Origin of the sequence: Catenuloplanes sp. NPDC051500 (assembly GCF_044454585.1) — a bacterium.
GTDB lineage: Bacteria > Actinomycetota > Actinomycetes > Mycobacteriales > Micromonosporaceae > Catenuloplanes.
Genome location: NZ_JBITDX010000034.1, coordinates 21343 through 47498 on the forward strand (window position 1 = coordinate 21343; position 26156 = coordinate 47498).

Here is a 26156-nt window from a genome sequence, read left to right on the forward strand (position 1 = left end):
TTCTCCTTCGTGGGCGGCGCTACTTGAAGAGCGCGTTGACCTGGTCGTTGGCCTTCTTCAGCGCGCTCGCGGAGTCGGTCTGGCCGAGCACCGCGGACTGGATCGCGCCCTGCACGATCGTGCTGATCTCGTTGCCGTGTTCGGTGATCGGCAGGAAGAACGTGCCGTTCGGCGCCGCGGCCGCGTCGACGTAGACCTGCACGTCGCGGCCCTTGGCCTGGTGGGCGGCGAGCGCCTTGTCCGCGCCGGACGTGATCGCGGGGAAGACGACCGCGTTGGCGCCGACGATGTCCTGGCACCTGGCGGAGGCGAGGAAGCTGACCCACTTCCAGGCCTCGTCCTTGTGCGGGGTGCCGGCCCAGATCGCGTCCGACAGCCCGTTGATCGCGGTCTTGCGGCCCTGCGGCCCGGCCGGCAGCGGTGCGTAGGCGAACGTGACCTTCGCGGAGTCACCCAGGTAGCTGTTGATCATCCAGGAGCCGGAGGTGGTCATCGCACCCTTGCCCGCGTTGAGAAGCGCATCGTTGCTGAGCGTGGACGCCTTGTCGAACGACGGGCTGTAACCCTTGGCGATCAGCGCCTTGAACCAGTCGATGGTCTGGGCCAGGCGCGGGTCGTCGTACTTGTAGGAGGTACCCCACGGGTTCGTGTCCAGGTACGTGAAACCGTTGCTGGCGGCCAGGTTGCCCCAGCCGTTCTGGCCCTGCGAGCCGTCCGCCCACTCCGGCAGGTAGCCGTAGGTGGCGACCTTCGACTTGTCGAACGCGGGGTCGAGCCCGTTCCGGCCGTTCGCGTCGACGGTGGCCTTCGCGATGACCTGCTCGAACGTGCCGCCGTCAGCCGGGTTCCAGGTGAGGTCCTTCAGCGAGGCCGGGTCGATGCCCTGCTTGCCGAAGTGGTCGGCGTTGTAGACGAGCGCCATCGTGTCCCAGTCCTTCGGCAGGCCGTAGCGCTCGCCGTCCTTGGTGAACAGCTCGGCCAGGCCGCCCTGGTACCGGGTGAGGTCCACCTTGTCCGCGTCGACGTAGGGCTGGATGTCGAGGATCTGGTGGGCGGCCACGAACTGCGGGTAGTACGACCCCTGGTTGGTCCACACGTCGGGTGCCTCACCGGCCGCGAGCTGGGTGGTGAGGTTCTGCCAGTAGGTGGTCCAGGCGGACTGGGTTATCTCGATCTTCACGCCGGGGTTGGCGGCAGTGAACGCGTCCGCGCAGGCCTGGTAGGACGCCTTCTGGTTGTCGTCCCACAGCCAGTAGCTGATGGTGACGTCGCCGTCGTCTCCGGCGCCGCCGCCACAACCGGCCAGGACGGCCAGGGACAGCAGCGCCGCCCCGGCCCGGGTAACACGCTTCATGACTGTGCCTCTCTCTATTTGTTTCCGGTGAAATTCAGGGACTGGACCAGCCGTCGTCCCATCAGGAGCAGCAGGATCAGGACCGGCAGGACCGAGAGCGTGGACGCGGCCATCAGCCCGGTCCAGTCCGGCGCCGTGTTCGGCGACTGCTGCAGGAACACGCCCAGTGCCACGGTGACCAGGCGGTTCTCCTCGCCGCGGCCGACAAGCAGCGGCCACAGGTAGTCCTTCCAGGCCCACACGATCGTGGTCAGCCCGATGGTGATCAGCGGCCCGCGGCTCATCGGCAGCGCGACCCGCCAGAAGATCCCCCAGGGCCCGTTGCCGTCGAGGATCGCGGCCTCCTCCACCTCACGCGGCAGCGACAGGAAGAACTGGCGCAGGAAGAACACTGCGAACGGCGTCATGAGTACGGTCGGCGCGACCATCCCGGCCATCGTGTTCATCAGGCCGAGCTCCTTGACCAGCACGAAGTTCGGCAACAGCGTGAAGATCGGCGGCACCATCAGCGCGGCGATCAGGATCCCGAAGACCAGGTTCCGCCCGGGGAACCGCAGCCGGGCGAACGCGTAGCCGGCCATCGCGCAGAACAGGGTCTGGAAGCCCGCGATAAGCACGCAGTAGACGATCGAGTTGACCAGGTAGCGGGCGAAGTCGACCCGCGCGCCGGAGCCGCCCGCTGCACGGGCCTCCGCCTCGGTGGTCAGCCCGAGGATCCGGGCGAAGTTGATCAGCGTGGGGTCGTGGGGGAGCAGGCCGAAATTGTCGGTGTAGAGGTCGGCGGCCGGGGTGAGCGCGGTGCGGACCATCCACCAGAACGGGAAGATCGTGAGCACCACGACGACGGCCATCACGGCCCAGGCCAGGATCTTCTTCATGCCAGGTCCGAACTTGAGGCGCGCAGCAGGCGCATTTGGACCGCGGTGAGCACGCCCAGGATCAGCGCGAGGCAGATCGCGGCCGCCGCGGCGTACCCCATGTTGAAGTAGTTGAATGCCTGCTGGTAGATGTAGTAGTAGATGACCCGGGTGGCGCTCACCGGGCCGCCGCGGGTGGCGACCGCGACCGTGTCGAAGATCTGGAACGACCCGATCAACGAGATCACCAGAACCATCGCGAGTACGGGCCGGAGCAGCGGAAGCGTGATCGAGCGGAACATCCGCGCCTCGCCCGCGCCGTCGATCGCCGCGCCCTCGTAGAGGTACTGCGGGATCTGCAGCATGCCCGCGTAGAGCAGCAGCGCGGTGTACCCGGTGTAGGCCCAGGTGTTGACGGCCGCGATGGACGGCAGCGCCCACGTCGCGTCGGTGAAGAAGCCGACCGGGCTCAGGCCGATCGCGGTGATCAGGTGGTTGACGAACCCGAGGTTGGTGTCGAGCAGCCACACCCAGAGCAGGCCGACAGTGACGTTCGGGACCAGCCAGGGCAGCAGCAGCGTGGCTCGTAGTACAAGCGAGCTGGTCAGCCGGTGCATGAGCGTCGCGATGCCGAGCGCCAGCAGCGTTTGCGAGCCGATGTTGAGCACCACGTACCAGCCGGTGACCATCAGCGAGTTCCAGAACTCCGCGTCGCCGGCCAGCTTCGCGTAGTTGTCGGCGCCCACATAGGTGGGCGTGTTGATCAGGGAGTAATCGGTTACCGAGTACCAGATGCCGCGGATCGCCGGGTAGCCGTAGAAGACGGCGAATCCGACAAGCACCGGTAACAGGAACCACCACGCCGCGCGACGGTCGTCGCGTCGTCTTATCGCGCTCATCGATTGCCTCAGATTCGTGCCGGGCGGGCTCTTGCCAGCCGTCCCGCTCTCGAATAATGATGTGGTCCTTCGAAATTTTGTCAACACCTCTTCATAATCCCCTCGTCCTCGGGAGCGACATGAAGACACCCAGACGCGGCCGGTTCGCCCTGGCCGCCACGCTCGCCGGCGTGCTGACGCTGGCCGGCGTGCTCACCCTCGCCGGGTCACCGGTGGCGCAGGCCGCCGCGGCCGGGCCGCCACCCCGGCCGTCCGCGCCGGCGAACCCCGATCCGGCACTGCAGTCCCACCCACTGACCGCCGCACCCGGCCCGCTCGACAATCCGCTCAAGGGCTGGGCGAAGTTCTACACGCCCGGCGCGAACCAGAACGTCGGCTATCCGCACGCGCTGACCTGGGGCTACTTCGGGCTGTCCGAGATCATGAAGAGCGCGTCGAACTGCGGCAGCTACGACTGGTCGATCATCGACAGCATGCTTGCCGAGACGGCGAGCTACGGGAACCAGGCGGTGATCCGGGTGTACATGACGTACCCCGGCGGTCAGGCGACGCACCCGGCCAACGCGATCCCGGCCTGCTTCAACGGCACCGTGGCGATGCGGCAGGACACCTACTGGAACGTCACGCACCCGGACTACGACAACGCGTACCTGAACACCGCGCTGCGGAACTTCATCGCGGCGTTCGGCGCGCGCTACGACGGCGACCCGCGACTCGGCTTCATCCACATGGGACTCGTCGGGCTCTGGGGTGAGTGGCACACCTGGCCGTACGACACGGACACCGCGGACGGCCTGCCGAACTACATGCCCTCGGACGCCAACGGGGCGGCGCTGATCGCCGCGTTCGACACCACGTTCAACAAGACCAAGCTGGAACTGCGCTACCCGGGCGCGGCAGGTGGTGCCGCGAACAGCCGGGACATCGGCTACCACGACGACTCGTTCTGCTTCCGCGAGGGATCGCCGCTGCAGGGTGTCACGCTTCCGGTGTCGATGGGCGGCGCGTCCTACGGCCAGCTGCAGCGCACGCTCGACGCCGGCGTCGAGAACAAGTGGATCACCAGTTCGATCGGCGGCGAGCTGCGGCCCGAGATCCAGTCCAGCGCGTTCCAGTCCTGGCCGAACGGGTCAGGCGCGGTCGACAACCTCAAGGCCTGCATCGAGCTGACGCACGCCACCTGGATGATCAATGAGGGGAGCGGCGGCTACTCGTCCACGGACGCGAACGTGGCCGCGGCGGTGCGGCTGATGGGCTACAACCTCACTGTCGACAACGCCTACTTCACGAATACGGCGAGCGGCAGCACGAACGTCGGCGTGCGGATCAGCAACACCGGCGTGGCGCCTTTCTACTACCCGTGGCAGGTGACGCTCGGCCTGAAGAACAGCGCCGGGACCGTCGTCAAGACCTTCGACACCCCGTGGGACCTGCGTACCGTCCAGCCGCGCACCATCCGCGACTTCCCCGACTGGAACACCGGCGGCGGCTACCGCGACTTCGGTTACGCCAATTACTTCCAGACCGGCGTCGACCTGAGCGGGGTGGCACAGGGCGGCTACCAGTGGGTGCTGCGCGTCAAGAACCCGCTCGAGTCGGTTTCCTCGAACGCCAAGAAGCTCAGGTTCGCCAACGCCACGCAGCAGGCGGACGGCTGGGTCGGGCTCGGCGACGTCGCGGTCGGCTCCGGTAACGGCGGCACGCCGGTCAGCTACGAGGCCGAGGCCTCCGGAAACACCCGGACCGGCGGCGCGCTTGTGGCGTCGTGCAGCGGCTGCTCGGGCACCTCGAAGGTCGGCTACCTCGGCAACGGGGCGACGCTCTCGTTCAACGGCGTGTCCGCGAGCAGCGCCGGCACCAAGACGGTGACCGTCTACTACGCCTCGGCGGTCGCGCGGACCGCCACCATCAACGGCCAGTCCGTGAGCTTCCCGGCGACCTCCGGCTGGGAGTCAGTCGGCTCGGTCACCGTCTCGGTGAGCCTGGCGGCCGGCACCAACACCGTCACGATCGCCAACGCGTCCGATTGGGCGCCCGACATCGACCGCATCACGGTCGGCTGACCATCGCCGCACCGGCCGGCTGGGGAACCGGCCGGCCGGCGCGGCACTCTCGGCCGGTACGAGGGTCTCCCAGCAAGTCGAGAGCGGGGCCGGCCGGTGCGGCCAGGGACGGTCTCCTGCCGCCCGGGAGTCTGGCCGGCCGATGCGACCAGGCCGGAAGCCGCGCGGCACCTCCAGCGCGGCGATCCTAAAATCTCGCCCTTGCCGTAATTTCGCATCGGCGGTCCGCGCCGTCACACAAGGAGACCGCCTCATCTGCCGAGCCCGATCTGCGGCCGGCGCGGGGTGAGAGTCTGTATCGACGGACGGGCTGCGGGCCCGCACCGGATCGGCTGCCGACCCGGTCAGCGGAGGCAGCGCGGGGCACGGAGCCCGAGAATGCGCCGGCCGGCGCCGACCAGGTGCTCGCGCAGCACGTCGTCGTCGAGCTCGATCGCCCGCATGCCCATCCCGCAGGCGATCCCGGAGACGGCAAGATCGGCCTTGATCCACCCGCCCACGCCGGGATCGACGTCGGCGAGCAGCCTGAGCATCCGTTCGCCCAGGTCGCTCCAGTCGGCGTGCGAACGCAGGATCTCGATCGCCCCGGGATCGCCGACAAGCACGGGGACCAGGACGCGGTTGCGGATGACCACGTCGATGAAGCCGGTGAGCATGCGCTCCGCGCGCCCTCGCCGGCTCCGTTGCGTCTCGGCCACCTCCACGGCTGCCCGCAACTCCGCGGCAAGCGGCTCGACCACCGCGGTGAGCAACTCCTCCCGGGTGCGGAAATGGTGGTGCACGGCCGACTTCGTGACACCCACCTCGTCGGCGATCATCTGCAGCGACGTGCCGGCGAAGCTGCGCCGGGCGAACAGGTGGATCGCGGCGTCGACGAAACGGTGCCGGCTGTCCGGCGCCCGGACGGCTGTCACGGACATGCGTCCTCCTTGCTGAACCCGGTGGTGCACAACGCGCGGCACCCGGTAGGCGACGCGCGGCACCGGTAGGCGCGACGCGCGGTACCCGGCGGGCGCGGGCGCCGAACCTGATGGTGCGCCATGCGCCGAACCCGTTGGTGCGCGAGGCGCCGAACCCGGTGGTGTCTCGAAGCCTAACTGGCCGATCGTTCAGGAGGCAACTGCACGATCGTGAAGCCGTCGACTGTACGATCGTAAAGTGAACAACTTCACGATCGTGTAGTTTCGGACTGCACGATCGGCTAGCTTGCGGAGCACACCAATCTTCCGGAGGAGATTCACGATGGCTTCATTCCTGTACCGGCTGGGCCGGTTTACGTTCCGCCGGCGATGGCTTGTCACCGGGCTGTGGCTGGCGGTCCTGGCGGCCGCGTTGACCGGCGCCGCGACGCTGTCCGGCCCGACGTCCGGGGCGCTCCGCATCCCCGGAACGCCGTCGCAGGAGGCGATCGACCTGCTTGAGGGACGGTTCCCGCAGGCCTCGGCCGGCGGCGCCACCGCACGGATGGTGTTCGCCGCTCCCGCCGGGCAACTGCTCACCGACGCGCCCACGAAAGCGGCAGTCGCACAGGCCGTCGACGAGCTACGGCAGGCACCCCAGGTGGTCTCCGTGACCGACCCGTTCGCCCCGGGAGCGGTGAACCAGGCCGGCGTCGTCGGTTTCGCGCAGGCGACCTACCGCGTGGCCACGCAGGATCTGACCGACGGCGACCGGGACGCGCTCCTCGGCATCGCCGAGCGGGCCCGCCGGACGGGCTTGACCGTCGAAGTCGGCGGCGACGCGCTGCAGCCGCCAAACGAGCAGGGCCTCGGCGAGGTGATCGGCGTCGGAGTGGCCGCCGTCGTCATGGTGATCACGTTCGGGTCGCTTGTCGCGGCCGGCCTGCCGCTGCTGACCGCGCTGCTCGGCATCGCCGTCGGCGTCGGCGCGGTCACCGCCGCCACCGGCTTCGTCGACCTGTCCTCGACCACGCCGGTCCTCGCGCTGATGCTCGGCCTCGCCGTCGCGATCGACTATGCCCTGTTCATCGTCTCCCGCTACCGCCAGGAACTCGGCGACGGCCGCGATCCGCTTGATGCCGTCGGCCGGGCTGTCGGCACCGCCGGCTCAGCGGTCGTGTTCGCCGGGATGACAGTCGTGATCGCGCTGGCCGCACTCTCCGTCGTCGGCGTGCCGCTGCTGACCCAGATGGGCCTGGCGGCGGCGTTCACCGTCGCGGTAGCCGTGGTCATCGCCCTGACACTGCTGCCCGCGCTCCTCGGCTTCGCCGGCCCCCGGATCTTCGGCAGACGCGCCCGGAGCCGGCTCAGCCGGGACGTTGCGGTTGGTGGTGCCACTCGCGATCTCGCGGCTGACCGGACCACCACCGCCGGGCTCCGCTGGGCTCGCGGGATTGCCCGCCGGCCGGTCGTCGTGCTCCTGGTCGCCGTGGCTGCGCTCGGCATCGTCGCCATCCCGGCGCTTGACCTGCGCCTGGGCATGCCGGACGACGGTACCGCCGCACCGGACAGCACCCAGCGCAAGGCCTACGACCTGCTGGCGGCCGGCTTCGGCGCCGGTTTCAACGGGCCGCTGACCGTCGTGGTCGACACCCCGGCCGGCGCTGCCGAGACCTCCGCCGCGCAGGTGGCGCAGCGGATCACCGAGCTGCCCGGTGTCGTCGCCGCGGCCACCAGCGCGGTCAACCCCGCCGGGGACACCGCGCTGCTCACAGTCGTCCCGGCCGGGGCACCAGGCGACGCGAGCACCCGGGACCTGGTGCAGGCCGTCCGGCGCCTGGACGGCACCATCGCCGGTACGCGCATCGGTGTCACAGGCCTGACCGCAATCAACATCGACGTCTCCACCAAGCTCGGCGAGGCGCTCGTCCCGTACCTGGCGGTCGTGGTCGGTCTGGCGTTCGTGCTGCTCATGCTGGTGTTCCGGTCGGTACTGGTGCCGATCAAGGCCACGCTCGGGTTCCTGCTCAGCGTCGCCGCCACCTTCGGCGCTGTCGTGGCGGTCTTCCAGTGGGGCTGGGCGGCCGGCCTGCTCGGCGTCGAGCGGACCGGGCCGATCATCAGTTTCCTGCCCGTCATCCTGATCGGCATCGTGTTCGGCCTGGCCATGGACTACCAGGTGTTCCTGGTGACCCGGATGCGCGAGGACCACGTGCGAGGCGCCGCCGCCCGCGAGGCCGTGATCACCGGCTTCGGCCACGGCGCCCGGGTGGTCACCGCGGCCGCGATCATCATGGTCAGCGTGTTCGCCGGATTCATCATCGCGCCCGACCCGGTCATCAAGTCGATCGGTTTCGCGCTCGCCGTGGCCGTGCTCGTCGACGCGTTCGTGGTCCGGATGACGATCGTGCCGGCCGTGATGACGCTGCTCGGCAAGGCGGCCTGGTGGCTGCCCGGCCGGCTTGACCGACTCCTACCAGACCTCGACGTCGACGGCGAGAAACTCCGCCATCGGCTCGACGGCGACGGCGGCATCGACGGCGACGGCGATGGCGATGGCGATGGCGACGGCGACAAACTCCGCCTCCAGCTCGACGGCGACGGCGACAAACTCCATCACCGGCTCAACGACGACGGCGAGGAACCACATGACCGGCGCGACGACGCGTCCGTCGCACCGATCGTGGGCCTCTCCGAGCGGAGTCCGGCATGAGGGTGCTTGTCTACGGCGCCGGCGTGCTCGGCAGCCTGCTCGCGGTCCGCCTGCACGAGTCAGGGCACGACGTCTCGCTCCTCGCCCGCGGCGCGCGCCTGGAAGCCCTGCGCCGGCACGGCGTTCAGCTCGCCGAGGGGGACAGCCCGGTCGTCAGGCGGGTGCCGGTGCCCGTGGTCGGGAACCCCGCGGGCGGGTACGACCTGATCGCCGTTCTGGTCCGTGCCCATCAGGTGGACCCGGTCCTGGAATCGGTCGCCGATCTCGGCGGCGACGTGTTGTTCCTGCACGCCTGGGCGGCCGGCGCCGAACCGCTCGGCGCGGTGATCGGCCACGAGCGAGTGCTGCTCGGCTTTCCCACCGGCGGCGGCACGATGCACGGGGACGTGGTCCGCTACCGCGCGCCCGGCTTCCTGACCCGCCGCGTCCCGCTGTCGATCGGCGAACCCGGCGGGCACGACAGCCCTCGCTTGGAGCGGATCGTGCGGATGTTCCGCTCCGCCGGTCTCCACGCCAAGGCCGAGCCGCGGATGGACGCCTGGCTCATGACGCACGCCGCGATCGCGGTGCCCCTCGGGCAGGCGGCGGCCGCGGCGGGCGGCCCGGTGGCGCTCGCCGGCGACCCGGACGCGGTCCGCGGCATGATTCACCGCATGCGGCAGGACCTGGCAGCCCTGCCGACGCCGCCGGTCCCGCGCGGTCTCGCCGTGGCGCTGGCGCTTCCGGACGGCGTGCTCGTGCCGGTCATCAGGCGGTTCCTGCGCAGCCCGACGGCCACCCGGAGCGGACTCAACAACACGTCACCCGCGACGGAGGCGGCGGAGCTGGAGCGGCTGGCCGAGCAGTTGCGCGCCCGGGGCCGGTAGGCGATCTGCGGCCCGCGCCACGGTGCACACCGTGACGCGGGCCGGTTGCCGCCGGTCAGGCGGGTTCGATCCAGATGGTGCGGTAGCGGACGTTGGCGCCGGCGTCGTTGTGGTCCTGGAGGCGGATGGGAAGTGTGGCCGCGCTCTCCGCGGCGCCGTTGCCGGTGGGGCCGTCGATGGCGATGTTGTTGTGGACTGTGACGCCGTTCCAGACCACTGTGACCCGGGCGTTCTCGGTCTTCGTGGTGCCGTTCCAGCGCGCCGCCCGGAACGTCACGTCGTAGGTCTGCCAGGTTTCCGGTGCGGTGGCGGCGTTGGAGGTCGGCACCGCCTTCTGGTAGATCGCCGCGCAGTCGTCGTTGGCAGGTGACGCCTTGCCGTACGAGTCGAGCACCTGCAACTCGTAGCGGTCCTGCAGGTAGATGCCGCTGTTCGCGCGGGCCTGGCCGGTCACGTCGGACGGCAGGTTCGGCAGCCAGAACTCGGCGTGCAGTTTGAAGTCGCCGAAGGTCTGCTTCGTGCGGATGTCGCCACCGAGCACCTCGGTGGACCCGCCGGAGATCGGCCAGGTGACCGCGGAGCCGTCCGCGTTCCGGAACGCGCCGAGATGGGAACCGTCGAAGAGCGTCACCCGGCTCGGCCCGTTGTGCGTCCAGCGTTGCTGTGCCACGTCGGCCCACGTCCAGAGCTGCACGGCGGTGCCGTCGGCCGATGCGCCGCCGGCCACGTCGAGCACCTTGCCGGACTGCGGGTTGAGCAGCGAGCCGTTCGACTGCGCCCGCCAGATCTGCGCGGCGCTGTTGTTGCAGGTGTACAGCTGCACCTTCGTGCCGTCGGCCGTGCCCGAGTTGGCGATGTCGAGGCACTTGCCGAGCGCCCGCAGCGTGTCGCCCTCTCGCGTCCAGCTCTGCGCGGTGGAGTTGTTGCAGGTGTAGATCTGCACCTTCGCGCCGTCGGCGATGCTGGCGTTGTCGACGTCCAGGCATTTGCCGCCGATGCCGGTGATCGTGCCGGTGCCGGCGACCGCGGCCTGTCCTGAGCCGACGGTCAGGCTGTCCAGGTTGACGTGCCCGGTGTCGGCCGTGTCGACGCGGTAGGAGACCGCGTTGGCGCCGGCCCGCAGCGTCACTGAGTCGGCGAAGGTGGCCCACGTGTCCCAGTTCGCGGTGCTGGGCAGGCTTACCTGTTTCACCCGCGCCCCGTTGACGTACACGCTGAGGGTCTTGGTCATTTGTGAGGGGTTCGGCCCGTTGCTGTAGCGCAGCGAGAGCGGGTAGGTCCCGGCCGAGGGCACTGTGACTGTGAACGTCGTCGCGGAGCCGGCCGCGCTGTGTCCCGCCGCGAATCCGGTGCCGGTGTAGCCGGGGTGGTCGGTGGCGAACGAGGTGCTGCCGGACAGCCCGGACCACTCGGCCTCGACCACGCCTGACTTCACTGTGGTGCCGTCGGCCAGGGTGTTGAGCGTGTACCAGGCCTCGGTGCTCCACAGCGAGCTGCCCGAGGTGGAGGTGAACGGCCGCGGCGAGCGCACGTGCACGACCCGGCCGGGCTTCAGGTTGCCGAGCTTGAGCGTCACCTTCAGCCGGTCCGCGGAGAGCGTGGCGGAGGTGACCGGAAGCGTCTCCTCGTCGAGCTTCGGGCCGCCGTAGTCAGGTGTCGGCTGGTAGCGCCACTGCTTCGCCCGGTAGCGGGCGGCCAGCTGCGCCACGGTCGCGTCCGAGACCGGCTGGGTGTACTCCATCTCGAAGCCGCCCGCGATCGCCTTCATCGACTTGATGTCGAAGACGCTCGCGTTGTTCGGGGCGAGTTTCTGCAGGCCGTAGGTGAGCTTGCCCTCCTGGCCCCAGTTGCCGCCCGCGCCGAGCCCGCCCACGTAGAGTGCGCCGTCCGGGCCCTTGCTCAGCCGCAGCACGCCCATCTCCAGGCCCTGGGTGAGCCGGAAGACCGCGCCCTGGTACTGGCCGCCGACCTTCTCCAGGTAGGCGCGCTGGATGCCGCCGTAGGTGACGTCACCGAAGAGCATCTGCCCGGAGTACGGTCCGGAATCAAGCATGATCGGCGTGCTCGGCGAGTTGGCGATCTCGTTCTGCGGCAGCCACAGCACCGGCTGGGTGACCGGCTGCTGGTCGAACGGCCCGTCCGGGTTGGTGTAGTGGCCGAAGAACCGGTCCTGCTTGATCTGCAGCAGCTTCGACGACGGGAGCCAGCCACCCTGGTTGTCGAGCACGAAGATGTCGCCCTCAGGACCGAAATTCAAGCCATTGGGGGTACGGAGTCCGCCCGCCACATATTGCACCGCGCCGGTCGACCGGTTGATCTTCAGCGTGGTGCCGCGGTTCGGCGAGCCCTGCGGGTCGGTGGTCGCGCCGCCCAGGTTGATCGAGACGGAGAGGTTCAGGTAGAAGAACCCGTCCTGGTAGAGCAGCCCGAACGCGAACTCGTGGAAGTTCCCGTCGAACGGCCAGGTGGCGACGCGGCGGAACTGGTCGATCGTGCCGTCGCCGTTGGTGTCGTTGAGCTCGGTCAGCTCCTGCTTCTGCGACACGTAGATCTTGTTGTCGACGATCTTCAAACCCATCGGCTCCTGCAGCCCGGTGGCGATCCGCCGGTACGTCACCTGGCTCGGCGACGTGGTCCCGGTGACGCCGCTGAGGATGTAGACCTCGCCGGCGGTCTGCTCGCTGCCGCCCCAGGTCGCGATCGCCAGCCGCCCGTCCGGGAACCAGTCCATCGCGCTCACCTGCGGCTGGAATCCGGTGGGCCGCAGGTTCGTCAACGTGTAGCCGGGGTGCACGCCGGTCAGTGGCAGCCCGTCGCCGGGACTGTCGCCTGCGGTCTCGCACTCCTTGCGGCCGGGCGCGGTCACCCGTACCACGCCGGAGTCGGTGCTCAGAGCGCTGTTCGGCACCACGGCGAACGCGGTCGCGCCGGGCGGCCGCCACTCGAGCGTGAGCTGCTGTCCGCCGCCGCGCTCGAAGTAGTCGATGTGCAGCGCGTGGTAGCCGGTGGTGAGGCTGATCGTGCCCTCGACCGGGGTCGGCCCGTGCGCGCCGTCGTTGTTGATCACGGTGGTGCTGTCGATCACGAGCCGGGAACCGTCGTCGCTTGTCAGCCGGAAGGCGTACGACCCCGCGGTGGTGATGTTGACGTTGCCGATTACCTCGGACTGGAAGTTGTCCTCAAGCCCGAACTCGGCCGCGGTGGTCCAGTTGATCGTCGGCAGGAGCTTGTCCACGTTGGGTGTCTGGCCGGGCTTGAGCACGCACAGCGTGTCCCGCGCGGTCTGCAGGTCGAACGTGCGCAGCGTGACGCCGGGCTCCTGCGGGGGCACGGCAGCGGCGGCGGGTAGGGCGGGCAGCAGGCCCGCGATAGTGGTGACGGCGAGCAGCACAAGCGGTGTCTTCTTCATCCGACCGTCCAGACCTCGACGTAAATCGATGTCTGGAGACCGTAGGCCGCTTTTGCTCGTACGTCCATAACTTTTGCATGATCGTAGAAAAGTTTGTTTCCTGTTGGTGTCGTGCCACGTCGGCGGCGCGCCGGGCCGGGCCCTCCGGCTGGTGATCATGGAGGTGCGGCGGGCTCTGGCGTTTCGCGAGCGTTTCCATCGGGTTGATGAATGGCGCCGGTGCATTGTGACCCCGCGCACTGATCGACAATCACAGTTGAATGCACGGAAATCAGAAATCGCAGCTCACCGCGGCACCGGGTTACGGTTCGGAAATCACGAAGACATTTTGTGTGTCTTTTACACCACGTGACCGCGAAGAAATATATGCCTCAGCGCTCGCATATTTCCGAGCGCTTCTGTTCGCTGGGGAGCGGAGCCGAATCAGCGGCACTGAATACCGTGGATCGGGAGAACAATCATGACCGCATCGCCCGCGCCACCGGCCCGGGCCGCGGCCCGCCTGGCATGGCGGCCGCTGCAGCGCTCGACGCGCGTCGCGATCATCGCCGCGCTCGCCGCCACCGTGTTCTACCAACTGTTCCTGCTCAACCCGGCCTACCGCGGGCCGGGCTGGCTCTGGGTGACCATGCTTGTCGCCGAAGGGCTTACCGCGCTGCACCTGATCGGTACCTGGTGGACCATCCTGGCGCACGACGACCGCCCAGAGGCGGTGGACGCCACGGTCTGGCGCAACCGGCTGTACGCCGGCGCGGAACCGCCCTCGATCGACGTGTTCATCACCGCCTACGGCGAGGACCCCGCGCTGGTCAAGCGCACCGTGATCGCGGCGCGCGAGATGGACCTGGCGCACCGCACGTTCCTGCTCGACGACGGCGACAGCGACGAGCTGCGCCGGATCGCGGACGAGGCCGGCATCGGCTATCTGCGGCGGGAGGGCGGCGCGCACGCCAAGGCCGGCAACGTCAACGCCGGGCTGGCCCGTACTGACGGTGAGTTCGTGGTGATCTTCGACGCGGACCACGTGCCGGAGCCGAACTTCCTGATCAGCATCCTGCCGCACCTCCAGGACCCGGACGTGGCGTTCGTGCAGTCGCCGCAGTCGTACACGAACAACGTCAACCTGGTCGCCACCGGCTCCGGCGAGGCGCAGCGGATCTTCTACGAGCTGGTCTGCCCGGGGAAGAACCATTTCAACGCCGCATTCTGCGTCGGTACGAATGTGATGTTCCGCCGCGCCGCGCTGGATGAGATCGGGGGCATCTGGACCGGCAGCAATTCGGAGGACATCTGGACCTCGATCGAACTTCACAAACGCGGCTGGAAATCAATCTACGTACCGCAGGTGCTCGCCCGCGGGCTCGCGCCGGAGGATGTTCCGTCCTATTTGAAACAGCAGATGCGGTGGGCGAGCGGCGGTTTCGAGGTGCTGCTGCGCGGCCGGCTGTTCAAGCGTGGCACCGGCCTGACCATCGACCAGCGGCTGCAGTACCTGTTCTGCGGCACCCACTACCTGCTCTCCCTGGCCATGCTCACGTTCATGCTGTTCCCGGCGCTGTACCTGCTCTTCGCGCTCAGCCCGATCCGCGCGGACGGCGTCGCCTGGGCCACCCACTACCTGCCGTTCCAGGCCGCCGTCCTACTTGTCACCTGGCTGCAGTCCGGCGGATTCAAGCTCTCCGCGATCGTGGCGAGCATCGGCGCCACACCTGTGCACCTGCGCGCGCTCGGCGGCGTGCTGCTCGGCCGCCCCGCACAGTGGAAGGCCACCAACGCCGGTGGCGGCGCCGGGCGCTCACTGTGGGCGGTCATGCCGCTCTTCGTGCTGCTGGTGCTGAACGCCACAGCAATCGTGGTCGGCCTGCTGGTGATGGCCGACCCGGCGCCGACCTGGCTGTCCGTCGGCTGGGCCGCCATGATCGTGCTCATCCTGGGCCGCATGATCGTCGAATCGGTCACCGGCGGCCGGATCCGCCGGTCCGTGACTCCGCCGGTCTCACCCTCCGGCGATCGTCGCCAGCCGGACGCGGGCCGACAGGTCACGCCGCCGGCCGTCGCGGTCCCCGCATAACCCCGCCGTTGCCTGACCAGGGCAGAGAACATCGAACACCCCACCGGGAGGGTACGACCATGAGCACCGCGATCGACACCGGCCTCACACCTGATCAGGCCGAGGACGCGCCACCGAGCCCCGAGCCCGCACCGAACCCGCCCCGCCGCCGACTACGCAGGACACTGCGGGTCATCCGTACCGGAATGGTGGTCCTGATCGTGCTCACCACCGCCGTCGCGGGCGGCACCTACGTGGTGCGGGAGCGCCTCGCCGCCCGGACGATGGTGGACGCGGGCACGGCCGTGCTTACCGCCCGCCCGATCACCGTGGGTTCCGCCGACGCGGCAGTTGTCACCACAGTGCTCACCGCGCAGCGGACGAGCGTGCCCGCCGGCGCGGTGCTTGCCACCATCACGCTCACCTCGGACGGGGGAGCGGCCCGGGTGCAGGAACTGCACGCGCCCGCCGCCGGCATCGTCACCGAGATCAACGTGGAGCCCGGTCAGATCGCCCGCGCCGGCGAGCCGATCATCACGCTCTACGACCCGGCCGAGGTCGTCTTCGAGGTCGACGTGCCACTTGAGACGCTGCGCAAGCTGCGACTCGGAATGACCGCCTACGTGACCGGCCCCGGCCTGCCCGGCAGAATCGCCACCACGCTGCGGGAGGTCGAGCCGCGGGTGAACGCGGGCGCGCCGGTGGGTGCGCCGGACCGGCTGACGGTGGTCCTGCAGCCGGACCCGGCCGCGCTCGCCACAGTGCGGACGCTTGTGCCAGGCCTGCAGTTCGCCGTCATCGTCGACACGACCACTGCCGCGGGCAGCACTCCGGCGGTGAACAGCGCGTGATCCGCCACCTGACGGCCCTGACCCTGATCATGGCGCTCGCCGCCTGCACGCCCGGCCGGGTACCTGTCGCGCCGCCCGGCGAGGAGCTGACCGAGGGCGCCGCGACGTCGCGGATCACGTTCCCGCGGGTGACCGGGCTCGGCAGCATCGCCGACTCGCTTCCCGCCGCATCCACGCCGACGAGGACGCCGGTCCAGGCCGGAGATCTCACCGGCCAGGCGGTGCCGACAAACCAGTGGTGGAGTTCCGCGCTGACCGGGCCGCGTACCCAGCCGATCTGGACCCACCCGCTTGCCGTGCAGGCGGCCGCGGGCGGCGTGCAGATCAGCGGCGCGCCGGTCACCGCGTCAGCGAACGCGGTCGTCACCCCGTTCCTGCCCGCGCTCACCGCAGCCGGCGCCACCGGCGAGGTGAGCGTGGCCGGCTACGGCGCGTTTCACGTCGTGCTGCGGGTCGGGCGGGTCGACGTCACGCTCGTGCAGGGCAGCCCGGTCGTCTGGCTGCACTTCCACGACGGCACCCCCACGCTCACCGGCACGTTCACCGACGTTGGCAGCACCGCCACCCGGGCCCGGCTGGACATCGCTGGCGCGCGCTGGGACGTGCTCGGCACCGGCCTCACCCAGACCGGCGGCACGCTTACCGGGACGGGGGAGCGGCTCGCCGTCGCCCTGGTCCCGGCCGGGGCGGACCGGGCGAGCTGGGAGGAGGCCAGCAGCGGCGCGCCGGTCGTGCGGACCACTGCCGCGATGTCCTATGACGCCGGGACCGTCACCCAGACGCTCACCGCGGACCGGGAGGGCGGTGGCGCGGGCGCGTGGGCGCTGCTGCCGCACCAGCAGGCCGGCCGGACCTCGATCGGCTCGTATCCGGACGCCCGGGGCACGATGTCCCTTGTCAAGGCCACCTCAGTGCAGGTCACGGCGCCGATGCCAGGTCTGCTCACAAGCATGCCGAAGGTGCCGCTGACCGCGGACGCGAAACAGGCCGTACTTGCCGACCTGGATCGTGACCTGGCCGACCCGCCCGGCGCGGGCGGCAGCTACTTCGGGCTCAAGGAACTGGGCCGGCTGGCCACCGTCGCGGAGGTGGCGGACGCGGCCGGCGCGGACGCCGCACGCACGGCCGCGCTCGACCGGCTCCGTCCGCAACTCGTGGACTGGCTGACCTACGGCGGCGCGGACGACGGCCGGTACTTCGGCTATGACCACGCCTGGGGCGGCCTGATCGCGGTCCCGGCCGAGTTCGGCGCACAGGACTACAACGACCACCACTTCCAGTACGGCTACCTGGTCCGGGCCGCCGCCGTGCTGGCCGCCGCCGACCCCGGGTTCGCGCGCGACTACGGGGACGTGGTCGACCTGATCGTCCGCGACTACGCCGGCTCGCTGGCGATCGGGCCGGCGAGCGGGCTGCCGCCGTTCCGGGCGTTCAACGCCTATCTGGGCAGCTCGGCCGCGTCCGGGTTCGCCCCGTTCGCGGACGGCAACAACCAGGAGTCGTCAGGCGAGGCGGTGGCGGCCTGGGAGGCGGTCGTGCGCTGGGGAACCGTCCGCGGCAACGAGGCGATGATCTCCTACGGCGTCACGCACTACGCGCTGGAGGCCGCGACCGCGCGGATGTACTGGCTCGGCGCCGGCCTCACCCGGGAGCCCGGTTACGCGCACTCGGTCGCGGGCATCGTCTGGGACGCGAAGATCGACTACGCGACCTGGTTCGACCCGAAGCCGGAGTCGATCCTCGGCATCCAGCTGCTGCCGCTGACCGCCGGTGCGTTCTACCGCGGGCCGTCGCTCGACCGGCAACGGGAGCTGGGCGACGCGCCGGTCGTCTGGGGCGATCTGTTCGCGGCCGACCTGGCGCTGTCCGACCCGGCTGCCGCCCGCCGCCGCCTCGACGCCGGCCTCACCCGCGAGGAGAGCACAAGCCGCGCGATGGTCCGCTACTGGATCGAGGCGCTGGTGGCGCTCGGCCCTCCGCAGCCCGGCACGGTGGCGCCGGTGGGCTCGCTCGCCTTCGGCCCGCCGGAGGCGCCGACGATGATCAAGGCGGGCTGAGAGCGGGCGGTCGCGCAGGCCCGTGACGAGGCCGGTGAATCGACCACCGCAGGTGCGCGGCGGCCTGGCGTCCTGGCGTCCTGGCGTCCTGGCGTCCTGGCCTCCTGGCCGTGGCAGACCCGCAGCGCGTCCTGGCCGTGGCAGACCCGCAGCTCGCTCCGCGCGACAAACCGCTGATGACAGGACGGCCGCTCTGCCACAGCGTGATCGCCGTGGCAGAGCGGCCGGAGACCTGACCGGGGGCGCCAGAAACGTCAGTGCCGCACGTCTTCCTTCTGGTGGCCGAGGTGCGGCAGGTGCGGCTCGTCCGGCTCCGGCGGGAGGTCGTCAACGCCGTGCGCGACCGCCTCCTCGTGGCGCCGGCGCGCGGACGGCACTGCCAGCGCCGCCGCGATCGCCAGGGCCGCGACGACAGTGCAGGCCCAGAAGCCGGTGCTGAACGCGTCGTCCGTCGGCAGGCCCTGCGGCGTGCTGTGCGAGGAGATCACGGCCGCGATGACCGCGGTGCCGATGCTGCTGCCGATGGTCCGGGCGATCGCGTTGACGCTGCTCGCCTCGCCGGTCTGGCCGGCCGGGACGGCCTCGATGACCGCGTTCGACATGGCGGCGAACGCCAGGCCGATGCCGGCGCCGGTGAGCAGCCCGGAGGCGACGATCTGCCACAGCTCGCCGTGGGCGAGCGCGGGCAGCAGGAACGCGCCGGTGACCGCGACCGCGCCGAGGAACAGCGGCAGCTTCGGGCCGTAGCGGCGGACGAGCATGCCGGCCAGCGGGCCGAAGATGACCATGGTGAGCGTGGTGGGCAGCAGGTACAGGCCGGCCTCGGAGACCGACTTGCCGAAGCCGTAGCCGGTCTCGGCCGGCAGCTGCAGCAGCGTCGGGACAAGGACGAACGTGCCGAACATCGCGAAACCGAAGATCAGCGCGACCAGGTTGGCGGTCCACACGCCGCGGATCGCCAGCAGGCGCATGTCGATGAGCGGCTCACTGACGCGCAGCTCGACGAGGACGAACACGACAAGCGCGATCACACCGAGCACGAGCAGGCCGATGGTGCTGCCCGCGTCCCAGCCCCAGCTCTGGCCCTTGCTGATCGCCAGCAGCAGCGCGACGAGCGAGACCGAGAGGATGCCGGCGCCGAGCACGTCGAGGCGGCCGGGCGTGCGGACCGCGGAGTCCGGCATACCGAAGACGGCACCGAGCAGCGCGATGACGACAAGCGCCAGCGGCAGCCAGAACAGCCAGTGCCAGGAGAGGTTCTCGACGATCGGGCCGGCGGCCACGATGCCGATGCCGGCGCCGATGCCGAAGATTGCGGAGAGCAGGCCGATGGTGACGCCGACCCGCTCGCGGGGCAGCTCGTCGCGGACGATGCCGATGGAGAGCGGCATCACCGCGCCGGCCGCGCCCTGCAGCACGCGGGCGACGATCAGGACGGCCAGGTTCGGGGCGAGCGCGGCGAGCAGCGTGCCGATCGCGAGGATGGCGAGCACGGCGATCAGGACGCGGCGCTTGCCGACCATGTCGCCGAGCCGGCCCAGGATCGGCGTCAGTACGGACGCGGACAGCAGGTACGCGGTGAGGATCCAGCTGATGTCACCCGTGGTGGCGTTCAGGTCCCGCGCGATGGTCGCCATGGCGGGCGCGACGAGCGACTGGAGGACCGCGAACGCCAGGCCGCCCAGCGACAGGTAGAGCACCAGCAGGTTGCCGTGCCGGGCCGTACCCCTGGCAGGGCTGTTGATTGTCTGTGACATCGATCCTCGAACCTTGATGTAAACGATTGATTACGTGCAGAGTACAAGCATCGCGAGAAGCAAGTCAACACGTGTTTACGTCACACCGGGTGACGGCTACGCTTGTGAGCCGACCGAAGGGATTAGATGAAGGCCGACGAGGAACCGCCCGCCACCGCCCGCCGCCGGGATGCCGCCGCGACCCGGCAGCTCCTGCTCGACGCGGCGCGCCTGCGCTTCGCCCGCAACGGATACGCCGCCACCACCGTGCGGGAGATCGCCGACCAGGCCGGCGTCAACGTCGCCCTGATCAGCAGGTACTTCGCGTCCAAGGAAGGGCTGTTCGAGGCGTGCCTGCACGGCGCGGCCGACGAGCTGGACCGGGTGGTGCACGACGACGTCTCGATCGACGCGCTTGCGGACTCGATCGCCCGGCACCTGGCCGGCCCGTCCGCCGACTGGCACGCCCACCAGATCCTGATGCTGCTCCGCGGCTCCGGCGACGAGCACGCCGACGTGATCCGGCAGACCAAGCTGCGCTTTCTCGCGGAACGCCTGGCCGCCGCGGCCGGCTGGTATCCCGGCCACCCGGACGAGGCGACGCTGCTGCTCCGCGCGCAGATCGCGTTCGCGGCCACGCTCGGCCTCGCCATGCTGCGCACCGCCGCGCCGCTCGAGCCGCTCGCCTCCGCCGGGCAGGACGATCTCGCCGGGCCGCTGCGCGCGATGATGAGCGCCGTGCTGACACCACCGCAGTAGCACCCGGCACACGACTGTGGAGGATCAGTGAATCGGCCGGTTCACTTGTTGTCCACCGGGCGCGGCCAGGCTTGCCTCTCCACTACAGAGGGAGAGGCAGATGGCGAAACCGTCGATCGTCCTGGTGCACGGGGCCTGGGCAGACGCCTCCAGCTGGAACGCGGTCGCCCCGGCGCTGCAGGACCAGGGCTTCGCGGTGCTGGCGCCACCGAACCCGTTGCGCGGCGTGGCGAGCGATGCCGCCTACCTCGCGTCGTTCGTCGCGCAGCGGGTCAGCGGCCCGGCGGTGCTCGTCGGGCACTCCTACGGCGGCGTCGTGATCAGCAACGTGCCGGCCGAGGACGCGCGCGCCCTGGTCTACGTCAACGCGTTCATCCCCGAGGAGGGGGAGACCGTGTTCCAGATCCTGGGCGGCTCCGGCTCCGCGTTCGACATTCCGGACCCGACCACCGTCTTCGACATCGCCGGCTACCCGGGCGCGCCCGAGGGTGACGCGGAGGCGTTCCTGAAGCCGGACACGGTGCACCGCTACTTCGGCCAGGACCTGCCCGAGGCGAGCCGGTGGCTGACAGTGATCGGGCAGCGGCCGATCACGCTCAGCGCCAACGCGTCGCCGTCCGGGGCCGCGGCCTGGAAGACGCTGCCGAGCTGGGCTGTGGTGGGCACCGACGACCTGGTGATCCCGGCGGCCACCCAGCGGTCGATGGCGAAACGGGCGGGCTCGACGATCACCGAGGTGGCCGCGTCGCACCTCTCGATGGTGTCGCAGCCGCAGACCACGATCGACACGATCCTGGCCGCGGCCGCTAGCCTCTGAGAAATCCGTCGGCGCGGTGCACGAACAGGTGCGCCTCGCGCGCGAGGGACCGCGACCGGGCACGCTCGGCCGCGGTCCGGACCGCGTCGGCGGGCTCGCCGCACGCCCGCATCAGCCGGGCACGCAGCAGCAGGAGCAGGCCCTCGGCGTACCGCTGGCCGTGGGCTTCGAGGAATTCGTCCGCCAGGTCGAGCGCCTTCGCCGCGTCGTCCGGCCGGCCGGCGGCCAGCCACGCCTCGGCGAGCAGGCCGTACCAGGTGGCCACGTTCGAGCGCGGCGGGTCCAGGAGCACGTCCGTGATCAGTTCCTCCGCGCCGGCCGCGGCGCCGGCCGGGTCGTCACGTGTCAGCGCACGCGCCCAGAACCGGGCCAGCCGCAGGTACGCGCCGAAGAACGTGTAGGAGAAGCCGGGATCCTCGGCGATGCCCCGCTCGGCCGCGCGCAGCGCCCACTCCGGATCACCGGCCAGCGCGGCGATCCGGGCGGAGAACGCGGCCCAGACCGTGACCGCGTAGGGATGGTCGCCGCCGGAGGCCTCAAGCGTGTCAAGCAGCCGCCGCGCGCCGGCCACGTCGCCGTGCAGCGCGGTCGTCTCCGCGAGCATCCCGGCCGACATCAGCCGCAGGTCGTGCCGGAGCGGCCGGTCCGCGCGCCCGGCCAGGTCGTCGGTCATCGTCTGGTTCGACTGGCTGAGATAGCGGAACGCCTCGCCGACGTTGCCGACGTCCCACTGGTGGATGCCCCAGGCGTGCAGGCCGTAGGCGCGCACCACCGGGTCGCCGGAACGCTCGCCCTGCCGGAGCAGCCGCGCCGCCAGCCGGCCGCTGTCCTGAAGCTGCGCGGCCTGCGAGTGCGCGGCCCGGCGGGAGAACAGGAACTCGGTGGCCTGCCGCTCCCGGCCCAGCCCGCGCGCCAGCTGCTCCGCGCGTTTGAGCAGGCCCGGCGCGGCCGCGTTGTAGCCGGACCGCATCCCGGCCACGGTGGTCAGCTGGGAGAGCGCGGCAAGTTCCCACTCGGCCAGACCCGCGGCCCGGGCCGTCCGCGCGGCCGCCTGCAGGTGCCGCTCGGCGGACTCGAGCGCGGACTTGGCCGCCGCGTGCCGTCCCGCGCGGACAAGCGCCTCCGCGGTGCGCGCCGGGTCGGCGAGCGGCCCGGCGGCCCACAGGTGGTGCGCGAGCCGCTCGGCATCATCGACCGCGGCCCGGTCCAGCGCGTCCGCGATCCGCAGGTGCAGCCGGGTCGCCAGCAGCGGCGGCGTGGTCTCCACCACCGACTCGCGGACCAGGTCGTGCGCGAACCGGACGGAGAACGGGTCCCCGGGCACCAGCAGCCCTGGCGTTTCCAGCAGCTCGATCCGTTCCAGGCAGGTCGCGGCGTCCAGCCCGGCCGCGCCGGCCAGCAGCCCCAGATCGACGTCCCGGCCCAGCAGCGCGGCGATCCGCAACAGCCACCCGGCGTCCTCGTCGAGACCGGCCATCCGGTCGCGCACGATGTCGCGCACTGTCGACGGCACGCCCGGCCGCGCCGCCGCCTCGTCGGTGAGCCCGCCGCCGTCCGCGAGAAGCCGGGACAGTTCAAGGACGAAGAACAGATTTCCGGCGGTACGCGCGTGGATGCTGCGGACTGCGGACGGGCCGGCATCCCGGCCCGTCTCCCGCCGGACCAGCTCGGCCACGTCGTCCGCGCGCAGTGGGCCGAGCCGGATCCGCCGCTGACCCCGCACCCGGCCGGCCGCCGCGAGCACCCGGGTCAGGCTCGGGCTGAGCGCCGGCGCACGGTCCCGCAGCACGCCGACGACCACGGCGCCGGCCGGCAGGTGCGTCGCCAGGTGCCCGAACAGGCGCAGTGAGGCGACGTCGGCCCACTGGAGATCGTCGACCACGATCAGCACCGGGCTCGTCGACGCGACCTCGGCGATGACCGCAATGACCTGCTCGAACAGCCGGAACTGGGTGCCCTCGTCCGGCTGCGTCACGGTGGTCGCGGCGCCGGCGGCCGGGGTCGCGATCCGGCCGAGCTCCCCGGCGAGCCACCCGGCCCGCGCGGCACCGGGCAGCGCGCCGAGCACGGTGTCGATCACCCGCATCCACGGCCACATCGACGGCATGCCGTCGTCCTGCAGGCAGCGGCCCCAGGCGGCGAGCACGCCACGCTGCCCGGCCTCGGCGGCGGCCGCCTCAAGCAGCCGGGTCTTCCCGCTGCCCGGCTCGCCCTCGACGATGACCAGCCCGGTGCCGCCACCGAGCGCGGCGGCGACGGCCTGCCGTACCGTGGCCAGCTCTTCGGTCCTCCCCACCAGTCCGCTGTCCGCGGTGGCCGGGGCAGGTGGCGCCGGAACCTCGGTCAGCACCCGCCGGTGCGCGGCCTGCAGCGCCGCGCCGGGATCGATGCCCAACTCCTCGGCCAGCCGGGTCCGGACAGCGGCGAACACGGAGAGCGCCTCCGCCTGCTGCCCGGCCGCGGCCAGCGCGAGCACCAGGGACGCCTGCACCGGCTCGTGCAGCGGCGCCATCGACGCGGCCAGGCGCAGCGGGCGGAGCACCTGCCCGGCCCGGCCCAGCCGCAGCGCCAGCTCGGCCGCGGCCACGCACGCGTCGAAGAAGTCGCCGTGCAGCGACGCGAAGATCGAGGCAGCGCCGGGCCCGCAGTCCAGCCCATCCGCCACCGGGCCGTGCCACAGCTCCAGCGCGTGCAGGTAGGCGCCGAGCGCCGCCTCCCCACGACCGGCCGTGTGCGCGGCGTCGACGTGCGCCCGGAAGGCCGCCAGGTCAAGCGCGCCCGGCCCGGCCGCGATCAGGTAGCCGGCGCCGCGGCGCAGCAGGTACGCGCCGGTCTCCCGGGGCGGCAGTGCCGGCTCCAGCAGGCGGCGCAGCGTGCCGACGTACTTGTGCAGGATGTTCAGCGCACTTGACGGCGCCGCGTCGCCCCAGATCAGGTCGATCAACTCGTGCGCGCTGACCGGCTGCCCCGCCCGCGCCAGCAGCACCGCGAGCAGGCAGGCCTGCTGCCCCGGCAGTGCGCCCGACTCGCGCTCGCCGTGCCAGACGCGAAGCGGCCCGAGGATCTGCAGTCGCAGCGGAGGGGGCATGCGGTGTCACCCCTCAGAATCGGTCAGGCCGTGCCCGCCCAGGGTAGCGGGGCAACGACGGCCGGGCCGCCCCGCAGGTGCGCGGGACGGCCCGGGTCGTACCCCGTGTGATCAGCAGGGCTTGAGGTGCCACCACGGCGTGACGTTGACCGAGCCGCTGGCCGGCGCGGTCGAGCTCCACACCTGGTTGTAGTTGTTGTCGTAGGCGCGGAACACCGTGCCGGAGGACTGGTTGTTGTTGTACGGCGAGACGCCCTCCCAGTTGGTGAGGTCCCAGTACCGGCACGCGGTGAACTTGAACGCGGTGCCGCCCACGTTGATGCAGAAGGAAAGGTAGCTGCAGCTGATGGCCGCGGTGGTCAACGCGGAGCCGGCGTGCGGTCCGGCGTCGACGGTGGCGGTGAGGCCGTCCCAGCGGACCTCGTTCGCTGAGACCTGCCTGCCGCCGGGGACTGAGACGCGCACGGCGTCGACGCGATCCTGCAGGGCCTGCGCCTCGGCGGCGGAGAGCCCGGCCCGCTGCGCCTGCGCGCCGAAGTCGGGCGTCGCGGGTGCGGCGTTGGCGATCCCGGCCGACGCGGCGAGCAGCGCGGTCGCCGCGACAAGCACTGTGGCTAGCTTCCTGAGCATGTGATGTCCTCCCGTGTTCGGCGACCGTTGCGGTGCGCCTGGAGACATCCTCAGCGCAGGTCGGGACATCCATCAACGGCTTTGCGTCTCACGTTAAACCCGCAGCTCAGGGCGTCTGTGAGGCGAGCATGGCGGCGCCGAGCGGGGTGAGGCTGTGCACGGCCGTACCCTGCTTCCGCTCGGTGGTGATCAGCCCGGCGCGGCGCAGCACCGTGGCGTGCTGGCTGGCCGACGGGACCGAGGTGCCGGCCCGCCGCGCGAGGTCCGACGTCGAGTACGGCACCTCGAGCGCGCGCAGCACCGCGGCCCGGGTGGGCCCGATCATCGCGCCGAGCGGCTCGTCCCCGTGCGCCCGGCCCGCGCCGAACGGCACCGGGTGGCGCAGGCGCAGCGGGTAGACGAGCACCGGCGGCAGCTCCGGGTCGAGCAGCGTGCACGGGTGCTTCCAGCAGAAATACGACGGCAGGACGACAAGCCCGCGGCCGTCCAGGAACAGATCCCGATCCCAGGGGTACGGCAGCTCAAGCACCGGTGGCCGCCACCCGCCCGGCCCGGCCAGCTGGGTCAGCACCGCCTCGGAGCCGCCACGCAGATATGCCTGCGCCAGCCGTTGCCGCTCCGCCGAGACCTCCGCGACGACAGTGCTCCAGGCCGGCAGCACTGCAGTCCGGTGGTACGCCCGGTACAGCCGCCCCAGCTCCCGGATCGCGCCGGGCTCGGTGTCGGCCACCGCGCGCACCCACTGGCGCATCCGCGCGGGGACGGTCAGCTCGCCCAGCTCGATCCGCAGTCGTGCGCGCGGGGTGGACAGCATCAGGTCGAGCCCGGCCTCGAAGTCGCTCAGCCCGGTGGTCGGCGTTAGGAAGTCGGGAAACGACCCGATTGCCGGATTGAGCGTGATCAGCATCCGGGCCGGTGCGCCGAGCCGCCGCCGGCTCTCCTGCCGCCACCCGTCGAACAGCACCGCCCCGCGCCGCGTCTGCAGCATGTGCATGCTGTTCGCGGTCTCCCACAACACGTCCGGCCCGGACGCCACCCGCAGCCGGGCCACATCCGCCACGCCGAAGTGGATGCGCAGTCGTCCCGCCATGTCTCCCCCTGACATCGA

17 protein-coding genes are annotated in these 26156 nt (G+C 71.0%); 8 read left to right on the forward strand and 9 right to left on the reverse strand.

Translation table 11 applies throughout. The features are described 5' to 3' along the window. Window positions 1–19: 19 nt before the first annotated feature. From ACIA8K_RS38230 to ACIA8K_RS38240, 3 genes are read right to left on the reverse strand one after another with little or no spacing between them, the layout of a single operon-like run. Window positions 20–1354, reverse strand: coding sequence for an ABC transporter substrate-binding protein (locus tag ACIA8K_RS38230; RefSeq protein ID WP_396068380.1), 1335 nt, complete (start codon window positions 1352–1354; stop codon window positions 20–22). Between the two features lie 14 nt (window positions 1355–1368). After that, window positions 1369–2232, reverse strand: a complete 864-nt coding sequence (locus tag ACIA8K_RS38235) for a carbohydrate ABC transporter permease (RefSeq protein ID WP_396068381.1) — start codon at window positions 2230–2232, stop codon at window positions 1369–1371. Then, on the reverse strand, window positions 2229–3110 hold the full coding sequence (locus tag ACIA8K_RS38240) for a carbohydrate ABC transporter permease (RefSeq protein ID WP_396068382.1): 882 nt from the start codon (window positions 3108–3110) through the stop codon (window positions 2229–2231). Before ACIA8K_RS38240 ends, ACIA8K_RS38235 begins: the two co-directional genes overlap by 4 nt. A 119-nt stretch (window positions 3111–3229) precedes the next feature. Between ACIA8K_RS38240 and ACIA8K_RS38245 the strand changes: the two genes are divergently transcribed. Beyond that, entirely contained in the window at window positions 3230–5173 is a 1944-nt protein-coding gene (locus ACIA8K_RS38245; RefSeq protein WP_396068383.1) for a DUF4832 domain-containing protein, read from the forward strand. Between the two features lie 344 nt (window positions 5174–5517). On the opposite strand, the gene ACIA8K_RS38250 is transcribed toward ACIA8K_RS38245, so the two are convergent. Then, window positions 5518–6093 (reverse strand): TetR/AcrR family transcriptional regulator, encoded by a 576-nt coding sequence (locus ACIA8K_RS38250; protein WP_396068384.1) that lies wholly within the window; start codon window positions 6091–6093, stop codon window positions 5518–5520. Window positions 6094–6415: 322 nt separating this feature from the next. Here ACIA8K_RS38250 and ACIA8K_RS38255 point away from each other — a divergent pair, with 322 nt between their 5' ends. Together ACIA8K_RS38255 and ACIA8K_RS38260 are read left to right on the forward strand one after the other, a co-directional pair. Then, window positions 6416–8785 (forward strand): MMPL family transporter, encoded by a 2370-nt coding sequence (locus tag ACIA8K_RS38255; RefSeq protein WP_396068385.1) that lies wholly within the window; start codon window positions 6416–6418, stop codon window positions 8783–8785. Continuing rightward, on the forward strand, window positions 8782–9651 hold the full coding sequence (locus tag ACIA8K_RS38260; protein WP_396068386.1) for a ketopantoate reductase family protein: 870 nt from the start codon (window positions 8782–8784) through the stop codon (window positions 9649–9651). The genes ACIA8K_RS38255 and ACIA8K_RS38260 overlap by 4 nt, the downstream gene beginning before the upstream one ends. A gap of 55 nt (window positions 9652–9706) precedes the next feature. Here the strand turns inward: ACIA8K_RS38260 and ACIA8K_RS38265 are convergent, their stop codons facing one another. Then, entirely contained in the window at window positions 9707–13060 is a 3354-nt protein-coding gene (locus ACIA8K_RS38265; RefSeq protein ID WP_396068387.1) for a family 16 glycoside hydrolase, read from the reverse strand. A 460-nt stretch (window positions 13061–13520) separates the two neighbouring features. Between ACIA8K_RS38265 and ACIA8K_RS38270 the strand changes: the two genes are divergently transcribed. The 3 genes from ACIA8K_RS38270 to ACIA8K_RS38280 are packed head-to-tail and all read left to right on the forward strand — an operon-like array spanning window position 13521 to window position 18018. Next, window positions 13521–15131, forward strand: a complete 1611-nt coding sequence (locus ACIA8K_RS38270; protein WP_396068388.1) for a glycosyltransferase — start codon at window positions 13521–13523, stop codon at window positions 15129–15131. Between the two features lie 59 nt (window positions 15132–15190). After that, window positions 15191–15961, forward strand: a complete 771-nt coding sequence (locus ACIA8K_RS38275; RefSeq protein WP_396068389.1) for an HlyD family efflux transporter periplasmic adaptor subunit — start codon at window positions 15191–15193, stop codon at window positions 15959–15961. Beyond that, window positions 15958–18018 (forward strand): glycosyl hydrolase, encoded by a 2061-nt coding sequence (locus tag ACIA8K_RS38280; RefSeq protein ID WP_396068390.1) that lies wholly within the window; start codon window positions 15958–15960, stop codon window positions 18016–18018. Before ACIA8K_RS38275 ends, ACIA8K_RS38280 begins: the two co-directional genes overlap by 4 nt. A gap of 254 nt (window positions 18019–18272) precedes the next feature. Here ACIA8K_RS38280 and ACIA8K_RS38285 read toward each other — a convergent pair whose 3' ends face one another. Next, window positions 18273–19775: an MFS transporter gene (locus ACIA8K_RS38285; protein ID WP_396068391.1), complete on the reverse strand. Its 1503-nt coding sequence runs from the start codon at window positions 19773–19775 to the stop codon at window positions 18273–18275. A gap of 126 nt (window positions 19776–19901) precedes the next feature. Here ACIA8K_RS38285 and ACIA8K_RS38290 point away from each other — a divergent pair, with 126 nt between their 5' ends. Both ACIA8K_RS38290 and ACIA8K_RS38295 read left to right on the forward strand, forming a co-directional pair. Continuing rightward, on the forward strand, window positions 19902–20513 hold the full coding sequence (locus ACIA8K_RS38290) for a TetR/AcrR family transcriptional regulator (protein ID WP_396068392.1): 612 nt from the start codon (window positions 19902–19904) through the stop codon (window positions 20511–20513). A gap of 100 nt (window positions 20514–20613) precedes the next feature. Further along, window positions 20614–21330, forward strand: coding sequence for an alpha/beta fold hydrolase (locus ACIA8K_RS38295; RefSeq protein ID WP_396068393.1), 717 nt, complete (start codon window positions 20614–20616; stop codon window positions 21328–21330). On the opposite strand, the gene ACIA8K_RS38300 is transcribed toward ACIA8K_RS38295, so the two are convergent. From ACIA8K_RS38300 to ACIA8K_RS38310, 3 genes are all read right to left on the reverse strand, one after another. Continuing rightward, window positions 21320–24418, reverse strand: coding sequence for an ATP-binding protein (locus ACIA8K_RS38300; protein WP_396068394.1), 3099 nt, complete (start codon window positions 24416–24418; stop codon window positions 21320–21322). The genes ACIA8K_RS38295 and ACIA8K_RS38300 overlap by 11 nt on opposite strands. 111 nt (window positions 24419–24529) lie before the next feature. After that, the gene (locus ACIA8K_RS38305) at window positions 24530–25048 is read right to left on the reverse strand and encodes a hypothetical protein (RefSeq protein ID WP_396068395.1); all 519 of its coding nucleotides are present in this window, start codon (window positions 25046–25048) and stop codon (window positions 24530–24532) included. A gap of 106 nt (window positions 25049–25154) precedes the next feature. After that, window positions 25155–26138 (reverse strand): ArsR/SmtB family transcription factor, encoded by a 984-nt coding sequence (locus ACIA8K_RS38310; protein ID WP_396068396.1) that lies wholly within the window; start codon window positions 26136–26138, stop codon window positions 25155–25157. Window positions 26139–26156 lie beyond the last annotated feature (18 nt).